The sequence below is a fragment of the Mesorhizobium sp. M0136 genome (assembly GCF_040322515.1).
Classification (GTDB): domain Bacteria; phylum Pseudomonadota; class Alphaproteobacteria; order Rhizobiales; family Rhizobiaceae; genus Mesorhizobium.
The window spans coordinates 191,931-212,891 of the sequence record NZ_JAMYTP010000002.1; the positions used below are offsets into that span (position 1 = coordinate 191,931).

The 20,961-nt window shown below is 64.5% G+C and carries 9 protein-coding genes; 7 read left to right on the forward strand and 2 right to left on the reverse strand.

Going from position 1 to position 20,961, the window contains the following annotated elements; genetic code table 11:
- Positions 1–45 precede the first annotated feature (45 nt).
- Complete coding sequence (locus NKJ35_RS02770) at positions 46–6,096, reverse strand: translocation/assembly module TamB domain-containing protein (RefSeq protein ID WP_352644811.1); 6,051 nt, start codon at positions 6,094–6,096, stop codon at positions 46–48.
- Positions 6,096–8,024 (reverse strand): autotransporter assembly complex protein TamA, encoded by a 1,929-nt coding sequence (locus NKJ35_RS02775; RefSeq protein WP_352644813.1) that lies wholly within the window; start codon positions 8,022–8,024, stop codon positions 6,096–6,098. The genes NKJ35_RS02770 and NKJ35_RS02775 overlap by 1 nt, the downstream gene beginning before the upstream one ends.
- 273 nt (positions 8,025–8,297) lie before the next feature.
- Here NKJ35_RS02775 and NKJ35_RS02780 point away from each other — a divergent pair, with 273 nt between their 5' ends.
- From NKJ35_RS02780 to NKJ35_RS02810, 7 genes are all read left to right on the forward strand, one after another.
- Positions 8,298–13,778 (forward strand): alpha-2-macroglobulin family protein, encoded by a 5,481-nt coding sequence (locus NKJ35_RS02780; protein WP_352644815.1) that lies wholly within the window; start codon positions 8,298–8,300, stop codon positions 13,776–13,778.
- A 213-nt stretch (positions 13,779–13,991) separates the two neighbouring features.
- A complete protein-coding gene (gene pbpC, locus NKJ35_RS02785) occupies positions 13,992–16,082 on the forward strand; it encodes a penicillin-binding protein 1C (RefSeq protein ID WP_352644817.1) in 2,091 nt (696 codons plus the stop codon).
- Positions 16,083–16,136: 54 nt separating this feature from the next.
- A complete protein-coding gene (locus NKJ35_RS02790; RefSeq protein WP_352644819.1) occupies positions 16,137–16,841 on the forward strand; it encodes a M15 family metallopeptidase in 705 nt (234 codons plus the stop codon).
- 221 nt (positions 16,842–17,062) lie between these two features.
- On the forward strand, positions 17,063–18,091 hold the full coding sequence (locus tag NKJ35_RS02795) for a sulfate ABC transporter substrate-binding protein (RefSeq protein ID WP_352505538.1): 1,029 nt from the start codon (positions 17,063–17,065) through the stop codon (positions 18,089–18,091).
- An 18-nt stretch (positions 18,092–18,109) separates the two neighbouring features.
- A complete protein-coding gene (gene cysT / locus NKJ35_RS02800; RefSeq protein ID WP_352644821.1) occupies positions 18,110–18,961 on the forward strand; it encodes a sulfate ABC transporter permease subunit CysT in 852 nt (283 codons plus the stop codon).
- A complete protein-coding gene (cysW, locus tag NKJ35_RS02805; protein WP_254819066.1) occupies positions 18,954–19,838 on the forward strand; it encodes a sulfate ABC transporter permease subunit CysW in 885 nt (294 codons plus the stop codon). The genes cysT and cysW overlap by 8 nt, the downstream gene beginning before the upstream one ends.
- Before the next feature lie 73 nt (positions 19,839–19,911).
- Positions 19,912–20,952 carry a sulfate/molybdate ABC transporter ATP-binding protein gene (locus tag NKJ35_RS02810; protein WP_254819067.1) on the forward strand — a complete coding sequence of 347 codons (1,041 nt, stop codon included), beginning with the start codon at positions 19,912–19,914 and terminating at the stop codon, positions 20,950–20,952.
- The last annotated feature ends 9 nt before the right edge of the window (positions 20,953–20,961 follow it).

Below are 20,961 nucleotides of genomic sequence, written 5' to 3' on the forward strand. Positions count from 1 at the left end.
CGCTCGTTCTTCGGGCAACCAGTTGTTCTGCGCGAACGCCCGGTTTCAATATTCGCGTTCGTAGAAAACACCGCCTTTGGCTTCGCCGGCGTCGGTTGCCTCGCCACGCAGCTTGACGCCGCGCCCAACGTCGAGATCGACGGTTGCTTTGCCCGAGCCCGGCCTGTCGCCCTTCTGGATCGTCACGTAGGTGCGGTCGTTGAGATACTTGCCCGCCGAGACGGCGGTGCCGCCCTCTTCGTCGGTGATCACGTCGAGATCGTCGACGCCGATCGCGCTGCGCAGGTTCTGCAGCAGGGAGGTCGAGCCGCCGACGCCGGCCAGTTGTCCGGCAGCTTCGGCAAGCTGAGCGATCTGCAGCGGCGACAGGTTCGACATCGAACGGCCGAAGATCAGCTGCGCCAGCACCTCGTCCTCCGGCAGCGCCGGTACCGAGGAGAAGGTGAATTTCGGGTTGGTCGCCTCGCCCGACACCACGATGGTCACGGTGGCGCTGGTCGTCTTCGATTGCGCCGTGAGGTTGAGGTAGGGCACCAGAGAGCCGGAAAAGCCGACCGTGCCTTCGGTGAAGGTCAGCCGTTTGGCAAGGATCGTCAGCCGCCCTCGCCGCAAGGTGAAGGTGCCGACCGCCTGGGGTGACGATGCCGGGCCTGTCAGCCGCAGCGAACCGCCGAGCTCGGCGTCGACGCCCCTGCCCTGGATGAAGATCTGGCTCGGCGCATTGACCGTGACGTCGAGATTGAGGCCGCTGCCGCCGCCACCGCTGCTTGCAGCGGCCGGGCGCAACGCCTTGTCCTGCGCACGCACGGCGGCCGGCGCATTCTTGTGCTTTACGTTGAGCTCGGCCAGCGAGCCGGGCAGCTTTTCGGGTACGGTGATGACGGTCTTGGCCAGGTTGACGGTACCGGAAATCACCGGCGCGGAGGTGAGCGGCCCCTTAACGGTCAGGTCGCCGCCAAGATTGGCGGTGACTACCTTGCCGTCGGTATAGCGGCCGTCGACGAGCTTGATCGACAGATCGGCCGGAAAACCCTTAGCCGGATCGATGCCGACGGTGCCGCTGGCCGAAAGGCTGCCGCGCGTCGACAGCGTGCCGGTCAGTCGATTGATCCTTGCCACGCCGCCACCGACGGCGACATCGGCAGTGATATCGTTGATCGCAAGCCCCGAACGCGCGTCGAGAAGGCGGGCGCCTGACGTGCGGACCGTGCCTGAGATCACCGGCGACGTTGCCGGGCCGCGTACCTGTATATCGACGTCGGCCGTGCCGCTCAAGGACAAGCCTTGCGCGGCGAGTGTCCTGGTGAGGAAGGCGAACGGCACCTTGCCGGAAAAGTTGAGATCAAGGGTGGGCGCGCCTGATGTCGTCATCGTGCCGCCGCCCTTGAGGCCGAGGCCGGCGGCATCGCTCATGTTGGCGTCAAAGGTCAGTCTGTTGCCCGAATAGGTACCTGAGGATGAAACGCCCATGGCGCCGAAGCCTGCACCACGGGTCTGCGACGTCTGAACGCCTGCTGCATCGATCTTGAAGGCAACGGCCGGATTGGCCGGCGCACCCGTCACCTTCACCGTGCCCGAGATGGAACCGGCGGCATCGAGGCCCGGCGAAAAACCGTTGGCTATCGAGATCGGGACGCGGGCCAGCGTCGCGTTGAGGTCGAGCGCCTGCCCAGCTTTGCCCGTGACCGTCGCCGTGCCGCCGCCGAGGTTGAGCACCAGCCTGTCGAAGCTGGGCACTCCATTGGCGATGTTGATGGTCGAGGCCTGGGCGATAGCCGCCTTGATGCCGCGGATGGTCGCCTCGCCGGAGGCAAGTTCGACCGTCGTCGTGCCCTTGACCGCCTTGACCCGCCCACCGGCTTTCAGCGGAATATCCTTGACAGTGGCGCCACCGGAAAAACCGGTCCATTCGCCGTCGCGCTTCAGATCGACGTCGACGCCACGGATAACCGTGCCGCCAGAGGTGACGCTGTCGGCACGAATTTTTCCCGAGATCACTGGTGCCGCCAGATAGTTGGCGATCAGCGCATCGATGGTCACGGCCTTGGCCGAGACATCGCCGCGCGAGATCGAGCCCGTCATCGCCTTGACGGCGACCTGCGGCACGGCGCCCGCCTTGGAGAAGGCGATAGTGCCGCGCACATCGCCATCGGCCTTTTCCAGTGCCAGGGCAGCAAGCGGACCGATATCGGGCAGGTCAAGTGCCACCGTGCCGACCGGGACGAAGGCATCGTCAAGCGCCAGGTCGCCGGAAATACGGTTCTTGCCCAGCGACAGCAAAAGCCCATTGATGGCGCGTTTGCCGTCGGATGTCGCCAGCACGGCGCTGCCCTGCAGCGGTTGACCCGCGACGTTTCCGGTGAGTTGCACATTCGCAGCCGGGTTGGCGGCATCAGCCTTGCCTGTGGCAGTAAGCTTCAGGCCAGTGATCTCGCGCGCCGCGACCGAAAGCCTGTCGCTGTTGACAGTCAGCGACAGATCCGGCGCGGTACTGGCGCCTTGCGCATTCAGCGCGAAAGAGATGGCGCCTTTGGCGTCCTTGGATACCAGCGAGACGTCGCCCAGCGCGCCTTTGACGTCGGCGCTGAGCTTGTTGTCGGCAAGGCTCGCCTGCCCGTCTGCCGTCAGCGAACCGGACGACAGCCTGACGGCGTTGGCGGCGACATTGCCGTTGGCGTCTCGCTTCAGCGCGGCACTGAGTTGGGTTCGCTCGGCGAGCACGCCACGTACCGCCGCCGGCAGCGCCGCCGACGCGGCATCCGCCTTGAGATTTAGATCGATGGCGCCGTCGGCCAGCGAGACCCGCCCGTTGAAGCCGCTGTTCAACGCGTCGCTGGTCACGGTGCCGCTATCGATGATGACAGCGTCGGCGGCAAGGCTGCCGGCGAGTTTGGCAGTGACCTTGCCGGCGACCAGCGGTGCGACGGTCGGATTGTCGAGGCCGATTTTTTCGGCGATCACCGAGCCGGAGATCGGCCCGCTCCGGGCTTTCACGTCGAAGCGATCGGAGTGCAGCGCAAGCGTGATGCCCTCGACCTTAGCCAGATTGGTGGCGGCCGATGGCAGCGTCGCGGAGATGTCGAGCTTCGGCTGCGTGCCCTGCCCGGCCGCCTTTAGCGATATCGCCTGCAGCTCGAGCTTGATCGGACTTGCCTTGCTGCCGAACGACAGCGGCAGGCTCGGACCGGTCGAGGCGAGGTCGAGCGAGAAATCGCTGGCGCCGTTCGGATTGACGGTGCCGGCTGCTTTGCCGGAGATTTTCTCGCCCGTGAGCGTCGCATGCTCGATGGCGATGCCGCTGGCCGGCGAGAAGCGGCCTGCCGCATCGAGATCGAGCGGCCCGAGCCCGGCCCGCCGGGTCTGGTTCGTTTCGGCGCCGCTGAGCCGGGCGTTGAAACGGATGTCGGGAGCATCCGACGATCCCATGACCTGCGCTGTGCCGCTGAGCGCGCCCACGGCATCGAGACCCGGTGAAAAATCATTGGCAAGCGCTGCGGGCACCGCCGACAAGGTGGCAGCGAGATCGAGCGTCTGGCCAGCCGTACCCGACACGGCAACCGAACCGCCGCCGACACCGAGCGCCAGGTTCTCAATGCTCACCATGCCATTGGCGATTGTCAGCGCCGACGGCTGTGCGATCGCTGCCTTGATGCCGCGGATGATTGCCTCGCCCGAGGCAAGCTCGATGCTGGTGATGCCGTTCGCGATCCTGACCCGCCCGGCCGCGCTGGCCGGAATGCCGGCGACCGTGGCGCCGCCGCTAAAGCCAGTCCAGTCACCGTCGCGCTTCAGGTCGACATCGATGCCGCTGATCACCGTGGTTCCCGAGGTGATCGTGTCGGCCTTGACCTTGCCGGCGATCGCCGGGGCTTTGAGATAATTGGCGACCAGCGCGTTGACGGCGATTGTCTTGGCCGCCAGTTCGCCGCGCGAAATCGCGGTGCTCGTCGCATCGATCGCGACCGTCGGTGCTCCATTGTCGTTGGCGAAGCGGATCGTGCCACGCACGTCGCCCGCAACCGTCTGGCCGGCGAGCGACGCCAGCGGAGCAATATCCGCGGCATCGAGGGTCAACGTGCCGAGCGGCAGCAGGCCGTCGTCGAGCGTCAGGTCGCCGGAGACCTTGTTGTCGGCCAGCGAGACGGCAAGTCCATTGATGGAGCGCTTGCCGTCGATCGTGACCAGCGATGCCTTGACGTCGAGCGGCTGGTCGTCGACCGAGCCGGTCAGCGAGACATCGGCGGCGGGACTGGCGATATCGGCCTTGCCGCGCGCGCTCAGCTTGATCTGCTTCACCGCATGGCCGGACGCCGTCAGGCTGTCGCTGCTGGCCGAAACCGAGAAGTCCGGCGCGGTGCGCGCACCGCTTGCGGTCAGCGCGAAATCGACTGCGCCGCCGACCTTCGCGCCAACCAGCGGCGACAGCACCGACACGTCGCCGAGCGTTCCTTTGATATCGGCTCGGATATCGGTGCCCTGCGCGCTGGCGGTGCCGCTGGCGTTGAGCGTGCCGGAGGTGAGCTGCAATGCATTGGCGGCAAACGCACCGTCCGGGTCGCGGGTCGCGGTTGCGGAAAACTGCACGCGTTGGCCGAGAACCGAACTGACCTGCGGCGGCAGCGCCGTCGAAGCCGCGTCGGCATTCATCTTGAGCGTCATCGACAGATCGGCCAGCACCACGGTGGCCGTTACGGACGCATTGAGCGCGTCGCTGCGCAGCGTGCCTTGGTCGACGACGACCTGGTCCTTGCTGACGGAGCCGGCGAGACCGGCGCTGACCCTGCCCGTTATCAGCGGCGCCAACGTCGCAACGTCGGTGTTCAGGCCGGCCGCCGTCAGCTTGATGGTGACAGGCCCGCTACGGTTCTGGATGTCGAAACCATCCGAATGCACTTGCCCGATCAGGTCGTCCACCCGCGTGCCGCCCGCCACCACCGAGACCAGCGACGCGCCGATATCGACCATCGGCGCCTTGCCATCGCCGAAAGCGCGGGCCGTGGCGTCCTTGATCGCCACGGTTATCGGCTGCGCCTCGCTGCCGAGACTAAGCACGATCGGCGGCCCCTTTGCGGCGAGCTTAACGGAAAGATCGCTGGCACCGTTCGGATCGACAGTGCCGGCGGCCGTCGCGTGCACGGCATCGCTGTCGATATTGGCGCGCTCCACGTCGACGCCGCCGGCCGCGGTCGCTGTGCCGGCGAGGTCGAAGCTGGTCTTGCCGGCAAGCAGCGGCTTCAGATTTTCGGGCAGGAAGCGCTCGAACTCGCCGTCACCCTTGGCCTCGACATAATGACCCTTGTCCGTGAGCTGATGACGACCGGTAAGCTGGGTGACGATCCGGCGATCGACGACAAAGGTCCCGATGCCATTCCAGTTGGCGAGCGGTCCGGTGCCGGAAACGACAATCTCGACCGGCGGCGCGCCCGGCAGCTTGAGCAGGTTGGCGATGATGCCGCCGGCCGGCTCGGATGCCCTCAAGTCGAGGTCGAGCTTGTTGTCGGCCGGCGCGAATTGGGCTTTGGCGTCGACCGTGCCTTGCTTGCCGTCATGGCGAACGATGTTGAGGTTGGTCTCGATCGCCAACGGCGAGGCATCCGCCTTGAGCGCTCCCTTGGCTGCGAGCTCGGCAACACCGCTGCCGGCCAGAGCCTGCCCGAGTGCGATTTCGGGAAGGTCGAGCTGCTTGACATCGATGGAAACCGGCAGCGTGTTCGCCCCGCTTTGGCGCGGCTGTGTATTGGCCACCGGCAGCCTTGCCAGCTCGATACGCTCGGCCCCAATGCGATCGGCGCTGAAGCTCTTCGACAGAAGTGCCAGCGGCGACCAATCGACGGCCACCTTGCGCGCCACCATCCAGGCGCCTTCGCGATCCTCCAGAACGACATGATCGACCCTCAGCGCGCCCGACCAGATACCGTCGATGCCGACGACAGTGACCTTGCGATCACCGGTCGAGGCCATGGTCGAGATGATGCCGGCAAGGTTTTCGCGGCCGCGCTCGGTTTTGGTCAGCACGACGAGCGCCCCCACCGCCGCTGCCACGCCGATGAGCAGCGTGTAGAAAAGGATACGAAGGATGCGCCTGAATATTGCCATCAGAATGCCTGGCCGATGCCGGCATAAATGCCGAAATGAGGATCGTCGGGGCCGCGGTTGAGCGGCACTGCCGCGTCGATGCGCAGCGGCCCGAACGCCGTCAGATAGCGCAAGCCTACACCCGCGCCGACCTTCATGTCCGAAAAATCGGGAACCTGCCTCGTCGACACCGTGCCGGCATCGACGAACGGCACGACGCCGATCTTGTCGGTGACGGCGATGCGCATCTCGACCGAGGTCTCGAAGAAGGAAAGCCCGCCGATCGGCTCTCCATTGCTGTCCTTCGGGCCGATGCCTTGATAGGCATAGCCGCGCACCGAACCGCCGCCGCCTGAGTAGAAGCGTCGATCTGCCGGAACATCTTGAAGACTGGCGCCGATGATAGAGCCGATGGCGGCACGTTCGGCGAAAACGAATTTCGAGGCCGAATCGAGCGACTGGTAGGCCGACCCCTCGCCCTTCAGCTTGACGAAGGCAGCCCCGCTCAAAATGTCGTAGCTCGGCTCGGCATAGGCCAGCACCCTGAAGCCCCGGGTCGGATTGAGCTTGCTGTCGCGATTGTCGTAGACATATTGCAGTGGAATGCTGGCGATCAGATAGGTGTGTTTGCCGAAAGCGTCGTGGATCCTCGAATAATCCAGCGCGACTTGCGCGGAAACCGTCTGCTTCTTGTCGAGTTCGTAGGATAGGCCGGTACTGCCCTTGACCGAGAAATGGTCATAGGCGTCGGGGTGCTCCAGCACAGCATTGACGCTGGCAATGAATTTCGACGCCGGCCCGACCACGCCCGGCTTTTCGAACATGACGCCGGCATTGTAATTGAGCTGGGTCAAGTCGTTGCTGCCGATGCCGCTGATCTTGCCGTCGATGCGCAGCTTTTCGGCGCGGCCAAACAGATTGCGATGCCCCCAATAGCCTTCGAGGCCCAGCCCTTCGGTGTTTGAGAAGCTGCCGCCAATGCCGAAATAGCGCGGCTTGCGTTCGCTGACCTGGACACCGATCGGGACGTTGCCCTCGGCGTCGAGGGCGTCGGCTTCCTTCACCGTCACGCTGTTGAAGACCTCGAGGCCGAGCAGCCGGTCGCGTGCATCGTCGATCTCATCGGGCGAATACTGGCGGCCACGCTTCAGGCCGGTCATATATTCGGTGAAGTCGCGGTCGACCTTTTCGGTGCCCTCGACAGTGGTGTCGCCATAGCCGGCGACCGGGCCGGCCGCGACGGTGAGCGTCACGTCGAGCGTCGAACCGGCGTGCTCGGCGACGATCTCGCGGCCCGTCACCTTGGCCAGCGGCCTGCCTTCTTGCTTGAGTGCCCGCACGATCGCCGCCTCGGCCTTGAGCACGGCGCCCGAACTGGCGTCACCGCCGGCGATCAGACCGAAATCGGCACTTGCCAGCCCCGCTGCATCGCCTTTCAGTCTGATGTTGCCAAGCGTGAATTTCGGCCCGGCCGCTATGCTTATCACCACCGGAATCGGCTGCGGGCCGGAAAACTCGGCATCGGGCGGCAGATCGTCGAGCGGCTTGCCTTGAATGGTGATGGTGACGACACCCTCGTAGCGCGCGTCCGCGTAGAGCGCGGCGACAAGTTGCTCACGGTCGCTGCGCGCCTTGGCCAAAAGACCCAGCGAACCTGATACCGGGTGTTCCTCGTCGGCTTTCAGCGCCGAGGCGTTTTCGAGCTTCTCGGCGAGATCCTTGTCGGCGTCGGGCGTCTCGATCGTCACGGCATAGCGCAGCGGGTCGACGATCTCGGCATCTTCGTCCTTCGACGATCCCCATAGCTTGATGCCGAAAATCTCGAAGGCTGCCGCATTTCCGGTCTCGACAATAAGTGCCGCCGAGCACAGCAAGGCGAAAAGCAGGGCGCGCGAAAGCGCGCGCCGTGGCGCGGTTCCTCCCGACATCTGCCTTTCATACGCCGGCATTACGCTCCTAGCCTAGCTCGCAAACCTAAAATTGGAATGAAGTTCTGAAGCACTCGTAAAGGGGCCACAATCCAATTGCTGAAATAGACAGGGCTTGGAACTCACACCTTCTGCGTCGCCGCAAGAAAGCGTGATCCCCTGTCCTATGGAGCTACTACCGGTCATCGGCCGGAAAGCAAACCGTTGGCAGGCGGATCCTGCCGCGTCCTGATGTTGACAAGCGCGACTGAAGCTTGAAGATTTCTGGACGTCAGCACTTGTCTGGAGGGGTTTATGGCAATGCGCGCGGCTCGTGGTCTATCGATTCTTTTCCTTCTCTTTCTTGCCTGGAGCGGTGTCGCGCAAGCGGCCGAAGCCCGGCGGGTGGTGACGTCGAACAATTCCGACTATTTTGGTTTCGATCTCAGATCCGACCAGAATGTCAGCCTCGACCAGTGCAAGACCACCTGCCTCGGTGACCCGGCCTGCCGCGCCTTCACCTACAACCTCAAGGCCAAATGGTGCTTCCTTAAATCCGATTACAATTCGTTGAAACCCTTCAGCGGCGCCGTCGCCGGCAAGGTCGTCAACATCGATGGCGATCCCGACATCGGCGCGCCACCCGAACTCGCCTTCTTCCCCAACTGGATGGCAGACCAGGCCCAGCAATACCGCAACAAGCTCACCGGCCCGACCTACACCAAGCCGACCGAGGGGCTGACGGCGCTGAGGGCCGCCGCCGAACAGTCGGCGCTGACGGGCGATCATCGCTCGGCGATGCACAAATACGAGGCGGCGGTTTCGGTGTTGCCTGATGATGGCCAGCTCTGGCTCAAGCTGGCGCGCGAAACGCTTGCCGTTCATCCGACTGCCAACAGTTCGGAGCCGTCGACGCTGCCGGCGAACGCCACTTCCGCCGCCTTCAATGCCTACAAATTGCTGCGCACCACCAGGACGCGCGCCGACGTGCTGGCGCTGCTCGGGGACGGCCTTGATCGCCGCGATCTCTACAGGCCGGCCCTGCAGGCCTACGAGGCGAGCCTCGCTCTCGTCAATTCGCCGGCAGTCAGGGCCGCCTACCAGGATCTCAAGGCCCGCAAGGGCTTCCGCGTCATAGATCATACCGTCGATGCCGACACCAGCGCGCCACGCATCTGCGCGCAGTTCTCCGAGGGGCTGGTCAAGACCGGCGTCGACTACTCGCAGTTTGTTACTGTCGACAACGCCGCTCCCAAGGCCGTCGAAGCCAAGGACAAGCAGATCTGCGTCGAAGGGCTCGAGCACGGCCAACATTATGACGTGACCTTCCGCGCCGGCCTGCCGGCCGCCATTGGCGAGGTCACCGCGGCACCGGTGGTGCTGTCGATCTACGTGCAGGACCGCGCGCCTTCGGCCCGCTTCACCGGCGAGAGTTTCGTGCTGCCCGCCGGCGCACGCCGCGGCATACCGGTCGTCACCGTCAACATGAATGCCGCCGAAATGAAGCTCTTCCGCATCGGCGACCGCTCGCTGGCCCAGCTTCTGTCGGGGTACCAGTTCCTGCGCCAGCTTGACGGCTACGACATTTCGAACATCTCCGAACAGATGGGCGAGCCGGTCTGGCAGGGCCAGCTCGACATCGCCAACGACCTCAACAAGGAAGTCACCACCTCCTTCCCAATCGATGAGGCGTTGCCGAAGCGCAAGCCCGGCGTCTATGTGCTGACCGCACAAGCCGTCGACGATCGCAGCGACGACTATGATTCGCACGCCACGCAATGGTTCGTCGTCTCCGATATCGGCCTGTCGACCTATACCGGACAGGATGGACTGAACGTCTTTGCGCGTTCGCTCGCAACCGCCAAGCCGATTGCCGGCGCCGAGCTGACGCTGCTGGCCAGGAACAATGAAATCCTCGGCACCGCGACCACCGACGCGGAAGGGCGGGCGGTGTTCAATCCCGGCCTGACGCGCGGCGACAGCGGCATGGCGCCGGCCGTGCTGATGGCCAAACAGGGCGACGACGATTTCGTCTTCCTCGATATGGGCCGCGCCGGCTTCGACCTGTCCGACCGTGGCGTCGCCGGACGGCCGGCACCTGGCGCGCTCGACGTCTATGCCTGGACCGAGCGCGGCATCTACCGCGCCGGCGAAGATGTCCATGTCGCGGCGCTTGCCCGCGATAGTGCCGCCAGGGCGGTCGAGAACCTGCCGCTGACCTTCGTCTTCTCGCGGCCCGACGGCGTCGAGGACCGCCGCATCGTCAGCGACGGCGCGTCGGCCGGCGGTTACGCCGTCGACCTGCCGCTGGAACCTAACGCCATGCGCGGCACCTGGACGGTGGCGATCCATACCGATCCCAAGCAGGCGGCGGTCGCCAGCCAGATGTTGCTGGTCGAGGACTTCGTACCGGACCGCATCGAGTTCGACCTGTCCTCCGACAAGCAGGAGATCGCCCAGGGCGAGACCGCCAACATTACCGTCGACGGCCGCTTTCTCTACGGCGCGCCGGCCGCGGGCCTCGCGCTCGAAGGCGAATTGACGCTGTCGACCGCCCGCGACTGGGACCGCTTCAAAGGCTATTCCTTCGGTCTCGCCGACGAACAGTCGGCTGAACCGACAGTGACGCCCTTCACCGGCCTGCCGGTGGTCGGCGAGGACGGCAAGGCGACCTTCCCGGTCTCCGTCGACCAATTGCCATCCACCACCAAGCTGGTCGATGCCAAGATCACGGTCAGGATGCGTGAAACCGGCGGCCGTGCCGTCGAGCGCTCGCTGAATATCGGCATCCGCCCGCAGGGCCACATGATCGGCATCCGCCCGGATTTCGACGGAGACGAGGTGCCGCAAGGCGGCACGGCCAAGTTCAGCCTGATCGCCGTCGACCCAGACGGCAAGCGTGAGGCGCTGAAGGGCGCACAGTGGTCGTTGGTCAAGGTCGAGCGCAGCTACCAGTGGTATCGCTCGAGCAACTCCTGGAACTATGAGCCGGTCACCTTCACCAAGGCGGTGGCCAACGGCCAGGTCGACCTGAGCGCCGATGGCGAGGCTACGGTGTCGCTGCCGGTCGACTGGGGCCGCTACCGGCTCGAGATCGAGACAGCGGATCCGGAAGGCCCGGCCACCAGCTATGAGTTCGACGCCGGCTGGTATGTCAGTTCCACCACCACCGAAACGCCCGACGGCCTCGAGATCGCCCTCGACAAGGATACCTATGCGGCGGGTGAAGTGGCCAAGCTCAAAGTGTCGCCGCACTTTGCCGGCGAGCTGCTCGTCACCATCGGCGCCGACAAGCTCCTGAAGACCGTCACCGCCAGCGTGCCGGCCGGCGGCAGCACTGTCGACATCCCGGTCGGCGACGACTGGGGTGCCGGCGCCTACGTCACGGCAACGCTATTCAGGCCGGGCGATGCGCAAGAGACACGCATGCCGGCGCGCGCCATCGGCGTCAAATGGCTGAAGCTCGATCCCGGCTCGCGGAAGCTTGCCGTCAGCTTGGCGACGCCGGACAAGACCATGCCGCGCCAGCAGCTGTCGATCCCGGTCGCCGTTGCCGGCGTACAGCCCGGCACCAACGCCTATGTCATGGTCGCGGCCGTCGACGTCGGCATCCTCAACCTGACCAACTACAAGGTGCCGGATCCGGAGAACTGGTTCTTCGGGCAGCGAATGCTCGGTCTCGAGGTTCGCGACATCTATGGCCGGCTGATCGACGGCTCGCTGGGCACAACCGGTAAGCTGCGCACCGGCGGCGACGGTGCCAACATGCAATCGCAAGGCAGTCCGCCGACCGAAAAGCTGGTCGCCTTCTTCTCCGGCCCGGTCCAGCTCGACGCCGACGGCAAGGCGCGGATCGACTTCGACATTCCGCAGTTCAACGGCACCGTGCGCGTCATGGCCGTCGCCTGGACCAAGGAAGCGGTCGGCCATTCCCAGTCCGACGTCATCGTGCGTGATCCGGTGGTAATCACCACCGGCCTGCCGCGCTTCCTGGCGCCCGGCGATTCCGCCGTCATGCGGCTCGACGTCGCCGACACCGACGGCCCCGCAGGCGACTACAAGCTGACCGTCAACACGACAGGCGACCTGTCAACCGGCAATGCCGCCTTGCCTGAAAAGCTGACGCTCGCCAAAGGCAAGCGGCAGACACTAACCGTGCCGTTGATTGCACAGACCGCAGGCAACGCCTCGATCACCATCAGGCTTGCGCATGCCGACGGCACCGCCGTCGAGCAGACGCTCTATGTGCCGGTGCGCCCGGCGCAACTGCCGGTGACCACCCGCATGGTCGTCGACCTCAAGGGCAATGGCGGCGCGCTGCGCGTCGACAAGGAACTGCTGGCGGCAAGCCTGCTCGATGGCGCTTCGGTCAGCGTCGGCGTTTCGCAGGCGGCTGCCTTCGACGTGCCGTCGCTGCTGATGACGCTCGGCCGCTATCCCTATGGTTGCGCCGAACAGACCACCAGCCGCGCCATGCCGCTTCTCTACGTCAACGACATGGCTTCCGGCATCGGCATGGCCAGCGACCCCGATCTGCATGGCCGCGTCCAGGACGCCATCTACAAGGTGCTGAGCTACCAGGCATCGGCCGGCAGCTTCGGCCTGTGGGGTCCGGGTTCCGGCGATCTGTGGCTCGACGCCTATGTCACCGATTTCCTGACCCGGGCGCGCGAGCAGAAGTACGACGTGCCGGCCTTGGCGATGAACCAGGCGCTGAGCAATCTGCAGAACGCGATCGGCTACGATCAGGACATCCAGGATCGTGGCAGCGAGATCGCCTACGCCCTCTATGTGCTTGCCCGCAACAAGAAGGCCTCGGTCGGCGATCTGCGTTATTATGCCGACACCCAGCTCGAGGCCTTTACCAGCCCGATGGCCGTCGCCCAGCTGGCGGCGTCTCTCGCGCTCTACGGTGACACGCAGCGCTCGGAGGCAACCTTCCAGGCCGCGCTGCAACTGGCCAAGTCGACACCCGAATATGACTATTACCGATCCGACTATGGCTCGCCGCTGCGTGACGGCGCGGCAATCCTGGCGCTTGCCGCGGAAAGCAAGCCGGTGCCGACCATCGTGCCGGCGCTGATCCAGTTGGTGACCAGGGAACGCGCCGAGGCCAGGTGGACCAGCACACAGGACGAGTCCTGGATGCTGCTGGCGGCCCGGGCGCTGAAGGCCGGCAATGATTCGATCGCGCTGACCGTCAACGGCGCACCGCATGCCGGCGGCTATTCGGACCAGATCGCCGGTGGCGACCTGGCCGACAGTCCGCTGACCATCGTTAATACCGGCAGAAATCCGCTGCGGGCGGTCGTCACCACTGTGGCCTCGCCGATCCAGCCTCTCCCGGCCGGCGGCAACGGCTTTACCATCAGCCGTACCTACTACAAGCTCGACGGCACAGAGGCCAACGTGACGGAGGTCAAACAGAACGAACGCTATGTCGTCGTGCTCAAGGTTTACGAGCAGAACACCTGGCCTTCGCGGCTGCTGATCACCGATCTGTTGCCGGCCGGCTTCGAGATCGACAATCCGGGCCTGGTCTCCAGCGCTCAGTTGACGAACTTCTCCTGGCTGGCGCAGACCGATGCCGCCCATCTCGAATTCCGCGACGACCGTTTCGTCGCGGCGTTCAATCCAAGCGACGGCGACGGCGACCGCAACATAACGCTCGCCTACGTCGTGCGCGCGGTGACGCCGGGCACCTATGCCCACCCGGCGGCAACGATCGAGGACATGTACCGGCCGCAATATTCGGCCCGCACCGCCACCGGCATGATGGAGGTCAAGGCGCCGTAAGGCAAAAAAGGCGGATAGGAATATGGCGATGGCGCTGCCTCTCATTGCCCTGCCGGGCATTTCTCCCCGTATAGAGACGGGGAGAAAGAGCCATGCGCCGAAGTTTTCGCCGAACTTTAACACCGCAGAAAAGGCGCCAAGGGTCGCGACAGCCTCCTTCTCCCCGTCACTAAACGGGGAGAAGGCGCCGGCAGGCGGATGAGGGGCAGCGCCATGCTCTCCAGAAAATTCCTGCGCCGAGCGGCCATCACGGGCATTTCCTTGGCCGCTCTCGCTGCAATCACCGCCGTCGCCCTCTGGCAGCTCGACCGCTCATTTCCGCCGCCGCTGCCGGCTGCTTTGACAGTCTCGACCGAGGTGCAGGACCGAGACGGCCAACTGCTGCGCGCCTTCGCCACGCCGGACGGCTACTGGCGTCTCGCTACCAGCCTGGACCAGGTCGACAAGCAGTTCGTCGACATGCTCGTCACCTATGAGGACAAGCGTTTCTGGGGTCACCAAGGCATCGACGTGCTGGCACTGGCGCGTGCCGCCGGCCAGGTCGCGACCAGCGGCCATATCGTCTCCGGCGGTTCGACGCTCTCGATGCAGCTCGCCCGCCTGATCGAACCACGCGACAGCCGCAGCCTCGGCTCGAAGATCAAGCAGATGCTGCGCGCCCTGCAAATCGAACGGCGGCTTTCCAAGCGCGAGATCCTCGAACGCTATCTGACCCTGGCGCCCTATGGCGGCAATCTCGAAGGTGTGCGCGCCGCTTCGCTCGCCTATTTCGGCAAGGAGCCGAAACGGCTGACGGTCTCGGAGGCCGCCCTGCTCGTCGCCTTGCCGCAATTGCCGGAAAAGCGACGCCCTGATCGCAATCTCGAGATTGCCCACGCTGCCCGCGACAGGGTGCTGACCCGCATGGTCTCGGCAGGCCTGCTCGGCGAACGTGAGGCCGCGCGTGCCGGGCTCGACGATGTGTCGGGGCTGCGGCGCACCTTGCCGGCGCTCGCTGCCCATGCGGCCTATGCAATGCTGCCCAAGGCCATCCCCGGCCAGAAGCTGCAACTGACGATCCGCAAGAGCGTCCAGGAAGGGCTGGAGCAGGTGGCGAAAGATGCAGCCGCCAGGCTCGGCCCTCGCCTCTCGGTGGCCATGGTGCTGGCCGATGCCCGCACCGGCGATATCCTTGGCGAGGTCGGCTCCGCCGATTTCTTCGATGCTACCCGTTCGGGCTGGATCGACATGACCAAAGTCGTCCGCTCGCCTGGCTCGACGCTGAAGCCGTTCATCTACGGCCTCGCCTTCGAACAAGGCCTGGTGGCGCAGGAGATGCTGATCGAGGACAGCCCAGCCGATTTCTCCGGCTACCGGCCGAAGAACTTCGACATGGGCTATCAGGGCGATGTCAGCATCAGGCAGGCGCTGCAATTGTCGCTCAACGTTCCGGCGATCCGCGTGCTCGACGCGGTCGGCCCGGCCCGGCTGATGGCGCGCTTTCGCCAGGCCGATGTGACCCCTGTACTGCCCGTCAACGAGGCGCCTGGCCTGGCAATCGGCCTCGGTGGCGTCGGGATGACACTGCGCGACCTGGTTCAGCTCTATGCCGGCCTTGCCAATGGCGGCAAGGCACACACGCTGCGTGACGGCACCGAGCCGGCGAATGCCGAACGCTCGACCACCACCATCCTCGACGGACAGGCGACCTGGCAGATCACCGACATCCTGTCAGGCGTCAAGCCGCCTCAGGGTGCCGCCCAACGCGGCATCGCTTACAAGACCGGCACCTCCTACGGCTATCGCGACGCCTGGTCGGTCGGCTTTGACGGCCGCTATGTGCTCGGCGTATGGGTCGGCCGCCCCGACGCCGGCGCGGTGCCCGGCCTGTCCGGCTACATCTCGGCGGCGCCCATCCTGTTCGAAGGCTTTGTCCGTTCCGGCCTGGCCGCCGTACCACTGCCAAGCCAGCCGTCCGGCGTCCGGCGTCCCAAACGCGAGGAGCTGCCGGTGACGCTGACGCGCTTCGGCGCCGGCACCGATGGGCTGGTGCAGGCGACGCCGACCGAACCTGCGCCAACCATCATCTTTCCGCCAGACGGCGCCCGCGTCGATCTCGGCACTTCCTCGGCCGATGCCTCGCCGCTGGTTCTCAAGCTGCAGGGCGGCCGCGCACCATTCCGCTGGCTGGCCAACGGCAAGCCGCTGGTCGGCATCGACCGGCGGCGCACCGCGACCTGGCAGCCGGACGGCGCCGGCTATTCGACCCTGACCGTGATCGACGCGGCGGGACGCGCGGCCAGCGTAAAGGTTTTTGTCGAGTGAAAATTTCCCTTGAATAGATTCCGGCAGGTGATTCAAGGGAGTGGGGTTTACGCCTTGCTTTCGGCCGCCGGTATTTCCTCGGCCTTTGCTGACACCCTCCCCGCCGGCTTTGTTCGGCTGGCCGACATCGATCCCAGTATCCGGCAGGATATCCGCTATGCCGGCCTCGAAAATTTCCTGCATCGCAAGGTAAGCGGCTACGATGCGCCGGTATGCGTCCTCACCAGGCAAGCGGCGCAAGCGCTTTCGGCAGTGCAGAAAGCGATTGCTGCCGAAGGGCTGACGCTGGTCGTGTTCGACTGCTACCGCCCTGCGCGGGCTGTCTCCGACATGAGTGAATGGACAAAAACGGGCGGGCCACCGGACCCGCAATGGTATCCAAAGGTCAAGCGCAAGGATCTCATCGCCAAGGGTTATATCGGCGAACTGTCCACCCATTCGCGCGGATCGACGGTCGATGTCGCGATCGCCCGGGTCAACCATAAAGAACAGGCCGGCCGCACGAGCGCTCCGAAACCGGCCTGCGGCGCGACCGATGCCGACACGCTCGATTTCGGCACCGGTTTCGACTGTTTCGATCCGGCGAGCGAAACGGCTCACCGAGCGATAGACGATGAAGCCGCGGCTAACCGCAAAAGACTTTTCGAGGCGATGCGCGCCGGCGGCTTCAAGAATTACCCACGCGAATGGTGGCACTTCACGCTGGAAAACGAGCCGTTTCCAAGAGAGCGCTTCAACTTTCCCGTTACCGGCGAATAAGCTGCCGAAACCTCGTTCAGACGAGACGCAGCCATTGCCGAAGAGCTGGCCGTCTCTAGTTAATCGCGTCGGGAGCGCGATCATGGTCCATGCGGGAAAATAGTTCCTCGCATCGCCGAAACCAGGCGAAAAATTGCTTCAATGAGCCAAAAAAGGCAACATTGATTGCATCTAAATTCTATCAATTCGGTAGATTTGGCGCGAGTTCAACGGAGGCGGAAATGACCAAACCTCATTTCAGGAAACTGCTCGGCGCACTGGTCGCCACATCCGTCCAGTTCGGCACGCTCGGTTTCGCGTTTGCCGACACCACCATTCTCAACGTGTCCTATGATCCGACGCGTGAGCTCTATAAGCAATTCGATGAGGCCTTCATTGCCCACTGGAAGGCAGAGACAGGCGAGACGGTCACCGTCCAGCAGTCACATGGCGGATCCGGCGCGCAGGCTCGCGCCGTGATCGACGGCCTCGACGCCGACGTGGTGACGCTGGCGCTCGAAGGCGATATCAACGCCATCGTTTCGAAAGCGAAGAAGATCAATCCAGACTGGCGGACGAAATTCGAAAACAATTCGGCGCCCTACACCTCGACCATCATCTTTCTCGTCCGCAAGGGAAACCCCAAGGGCATCCATGACTGGGGCGATCTGGTCAAGGACGACGTCCAAGTGATCACGCCGAATCCCAAGACCTCCGGTGGCGCGCGCTGGAACTACCTCGCCGCCTGGGCCTATGCCAGCTCCAAGGATGGCGGCGACGAGGCCAAGACCAAGGAATTCGTCGGCAATCTCTATGCGCATGTCCCGGTTCTCGACACCGGTGCGCGCGGCGCCACCGTGACCTTCGCGCAAAAAGGGCTGGGCGACGTGCTGCTCGCCTGGGAAAACGAGGCCTATCTGGCGCTCGATGAGTTCGGCGCCGACAATTTCGATATCGTCTACCCGCCGACCTCGATCCTGGCCGAGCCGCCGGTCGCCGTGGTCGACGCCAATGTCGACGCCAAAGGCACACGCAAAGTTGCCGAAGCCTATCTGAGCTATCTCTATTCCAAGGAAGGCCAGACGCTCATCGCCAAGAACCATTATCGCCCTTCGAAGCCCGACCTGGTGCCGGCGGAGGACTTGGCCAAGCTGCCTGAGATCAAGCTGATCACCATCGACGACCCGCTTTTTGGCGGCTGGAAGAAGGCACAGCCTTATCATTTCGGCGATGGTGGTATATTCGACCAGATCTACAAGCCGGCCCAGTAGCATTTAGATCAGGACGACATGACCACAGCACCCGCCAAGGCGGGGTGGCGATTCAGGCAGCCGAGCGTCATTCCGGGTTTCGGGTTGACGCTCGGCTTCTCGCTTGCCTACCTCACCCTCATCATCCTCATTCCCCTGTCCGGGCTGATCTGGCGCTCGGCGGCGCTCGGCTGGACCGACTTCTGGGCGATCGTCACCGACCGCCGCACCATCAACGCGCTTGAGATCAGCTTCGGCACCGCCTTCATTGCCGCCGCTGTCAACGTCGTCTTCGGCACGATCGTCGCGTGGGTACTGGTGCGCTACAGCTTTCCCGGCCGCCGCATCGTCGATGCCATGGTCGACCTGCCCTTCGCGCTGCCGACAGCGGTCGCCGGCATTGCGCTGACCACGCTCTACGCACCGAACGGCTGGATCGGAAGCCTTCTGACACCGCTCGGCATCAAGATCGCCTACACGCCGCTTGGCATCGTAATTGCGCTGATCTTCATCGGCCTGCCCTTTGTCGTACGAACCGTGCAGCCGATCATGGAGGAGATCGACAAGGAGGTAGAGGAAGTGGCCGCCACGCTCGGCGCCAATCGCTTCCAGATCATCAGCCGCGTTCTGCTTCCCGGACTGGCGCCGGCCATCGTCACCGGCTTCGCGCTGGCCTTCGCGCGCGGCGTCGGCGAGTACGGTTCCGTCATCTTCATCGCCGGCAATCTGCCCTATAAATCCGAAATCGCACCGCTTCTGATCGTCATCCGGCTGGAGGAATATAATTACGCGGCGGCGACCGCGATCGCGGCGATCATGCTGGCGCTGTCCTTCGTCATGCTGCTGGTCATCAACCTGGTGCAGACCTGGAGCCGCAAGCGCTATGGCTGACCCGGAGATCAAATCCTACGCGCCGCACCATGAAAGCCAGTCGCCGGCGGTGACCGAAAGCCGCACGGCGAGAACCGTGCTGATGGCCGTAACGTTTGCGTTCCTTGCCATCTTCCTGCTCTTGCCGCTGATCATCGTCTTCAAGGAAGCTTTCGCCAAGGGCATCGAGGCCTACACACAGGCGCTAGGCGAACCGGATACGCGCTCGGCGATCCGCCTGACGCTTCTGGTCGCGGCGATCTCGGTGCCGCTCAACATCGTCTTCGGCATTTCCGCCGCCTGGGCCATCGCCAAGTTCGAATTCAAGGGCAAGGCGTTCCTGACCACGCTGATCGACCTGCCCTTTTCCGTCTCGCCGGTCATTTCGGGGCTTGTCTACGTGCTCTTGTTCGGCGCGCAAGGCCTGCTCGGCGCCTGGCTCAAGGCGCATGGCATCGTCATCCTGTTTGCGGTGCCGGGCATCGTGCTGGCCACGATCTTCGTCACCTTCCCCTTCGTCGCCCGCGAGTTGATCCCGCTGATGCAGGAGCAGGGCAATGGCGACGAGGAGGCGGCCCTGTCGCTCGGGGCCAATGGCTGGCAGGCGTTCTGGTACGTGACGTTGCCCAACGTCAAATGGGGATTGCTCTACGGCGTGCTGTTGTGCAATGCCCGCGCCATGGGTGAGTTCGGCGCGGTCTCGGTCGTTTCGGGCCACATACGCGGGCTGACCAACACCATGCCGCTGCATGTCGAAATCCTTTATAACGAGTACAATGCCGCCGCCGCCTTTGCCGTCGCTTCGCTGCTTGCCGGCCTGGCGCTCGTCACGCTGGTCTTGAAAACACTTCTCGAGATGCGCTACGGCGCCGAGATCGCCGCGACGCGCGGACACTGACAAAATGCATGTCGCCCAAAAGTGGGAACCGGTTTTGGGATAACGACATGCATCAACTACAAAAGGGATTTGCATGGAAGTTCGCGTTGCCAACGTGCGCAAGGAGTTTGAGCGGTTTCCGGCCCTCCGCGACGTTTCGCTCGACATCAAGTCGGGAGAACTGATCGCTCTGCTGGGACCGTCCGGTTCCGGCAAGACGACGCTGCTCAGGCTGATTGCCGGATTGGAGCGGCCGACCCGCGGAAAGATCTTCTTCGGCGAAGAGGATGCCTCGCAAAAGTCGATCCAGGAGCGCAATGTCGGCTTCGTCTTCCAGCACTACGCGCTGTTTCGCCATATGACGGTCGCCGACAATATCGGCTTCGGACTCAAGGTCCGGCACGGGCCGTCGCGCCCGTCGGCGAAGGAAATCCGCCGCCGCGCCTCGGAACTCCTCAACCTCGTTCAGCTCTCCGGTCTGGAAAAACGCTATCCGGCACAGCTTTCGGGCGGCCAGCGCCAGCGCGTGGCGCTGGCCCGCGCCATGGCGATCGAACCGGCGGTGCTTTTGCTCGACGAGCCGTTCGGCGCGCTCGATGCCCAGGTGCGCCGCGAACTGCGCCGCTGGCTGCGCGACATCCACGACGCCACCGGCCACACGACCGTCTTCGTCACCCATGACCAGGAAGAGGCGCTGGAGCTTGCCGACCGCGTCGTGGTGATGAGCCAGGGCCGCATCGAGCAGGTCGGCACCGCCGACGAGATCTACGACACGCCGAACTCGCCCTTCGTCTACGGCTTCATCGGCGAATCGAGCTCGATTCCGGTCAAGGTCGAGGACGGCCAGGTCTGGATCGCCGACCGGCCGATCGGGCTTTCCGCGCCGCACGCACCGCAAGGCGAAGCGACGCTGTTCTTCCGCCCGCACGACGTCGATCTGGTGGAAGAATGCAACGGCTGCATCGCCGGCACGGTCGCCGCCAGCCGCCGCGTCGCCGGCACCCGAAGGGTAGAACTCGAAATCGGCGGCGAGCGCCAGCGGGTCGAGATCGAATTGCCCGTCGACCATCCTGCGGCGCAGAAAAGTCGCGTGGCTTTTCGGCCGCGGCGCTGGAAGCTTTTTCCGGCTGCTTGATCATCTATC

What these genes read in the sequence shown, in the direction of transcription:
- NKJ35_RS02780 (WP_352644815.1), top strand. Translation starts at nt 8,298, where the DNA reads ATGGCAATGCGCGCGGCTCGTGGTCTATCGATTCTTTTCCTTCTCTTT.
- NKJ35_RS02795 (WP_352505538.1), top strand. Translation starts at nt 17,063, where the DNA reads ATGACCAAACCTCATTTCAGGAAACTGCTCGGCGCACTGGTCGCCACA.
- cysW (WP_254819066.1), top strand. Translation starts at nt 18,954, where the DNA reads ATGGCTGACCCGGAGATCAAATCCTACGCGCCGCACCATGAAAGCCAG.
- NKJ35_RS02775 (WP_352644813.1), bottom strand. Translation starts at nt 8,024, where the DNA reads ATGCCGGCGTATGAAAGGCAGATGTCGGGAGGAACCGCGCCACGGCGC.
- cysT (WP_352644821.1), top strand. Translation starts at nt 18,110, where the DNA reads ATGACCACAGCACCCGCCAAGGCGGGGTGGCGATTCAGGCAGCCGAGC.
- NKJ35_RS02810 (WP_254819067.1), top strand. Translation starts at nt 19,912, where the DNA reads ATGGAAGTTCGCGTTGCCAACGTGCGCAAGGAGTTTGAGCGGTTTCCG.
- NKJ35_RS02770 (WP_352644811.1), bottom strand. Translation starts at nt 6,096, where the DNA reads ATGGCAATATTCAGGCGCATCCTTCGTATCCTTTTCTACACGCTGCTC.
- pbpC (WP_352644817.1), top strand. Translation starts at nt 13,992, where the DNA reads ATGCTCTCCAGAAAATTCCTGCGCCGAGCGGCCATCACGGGCATTTCC.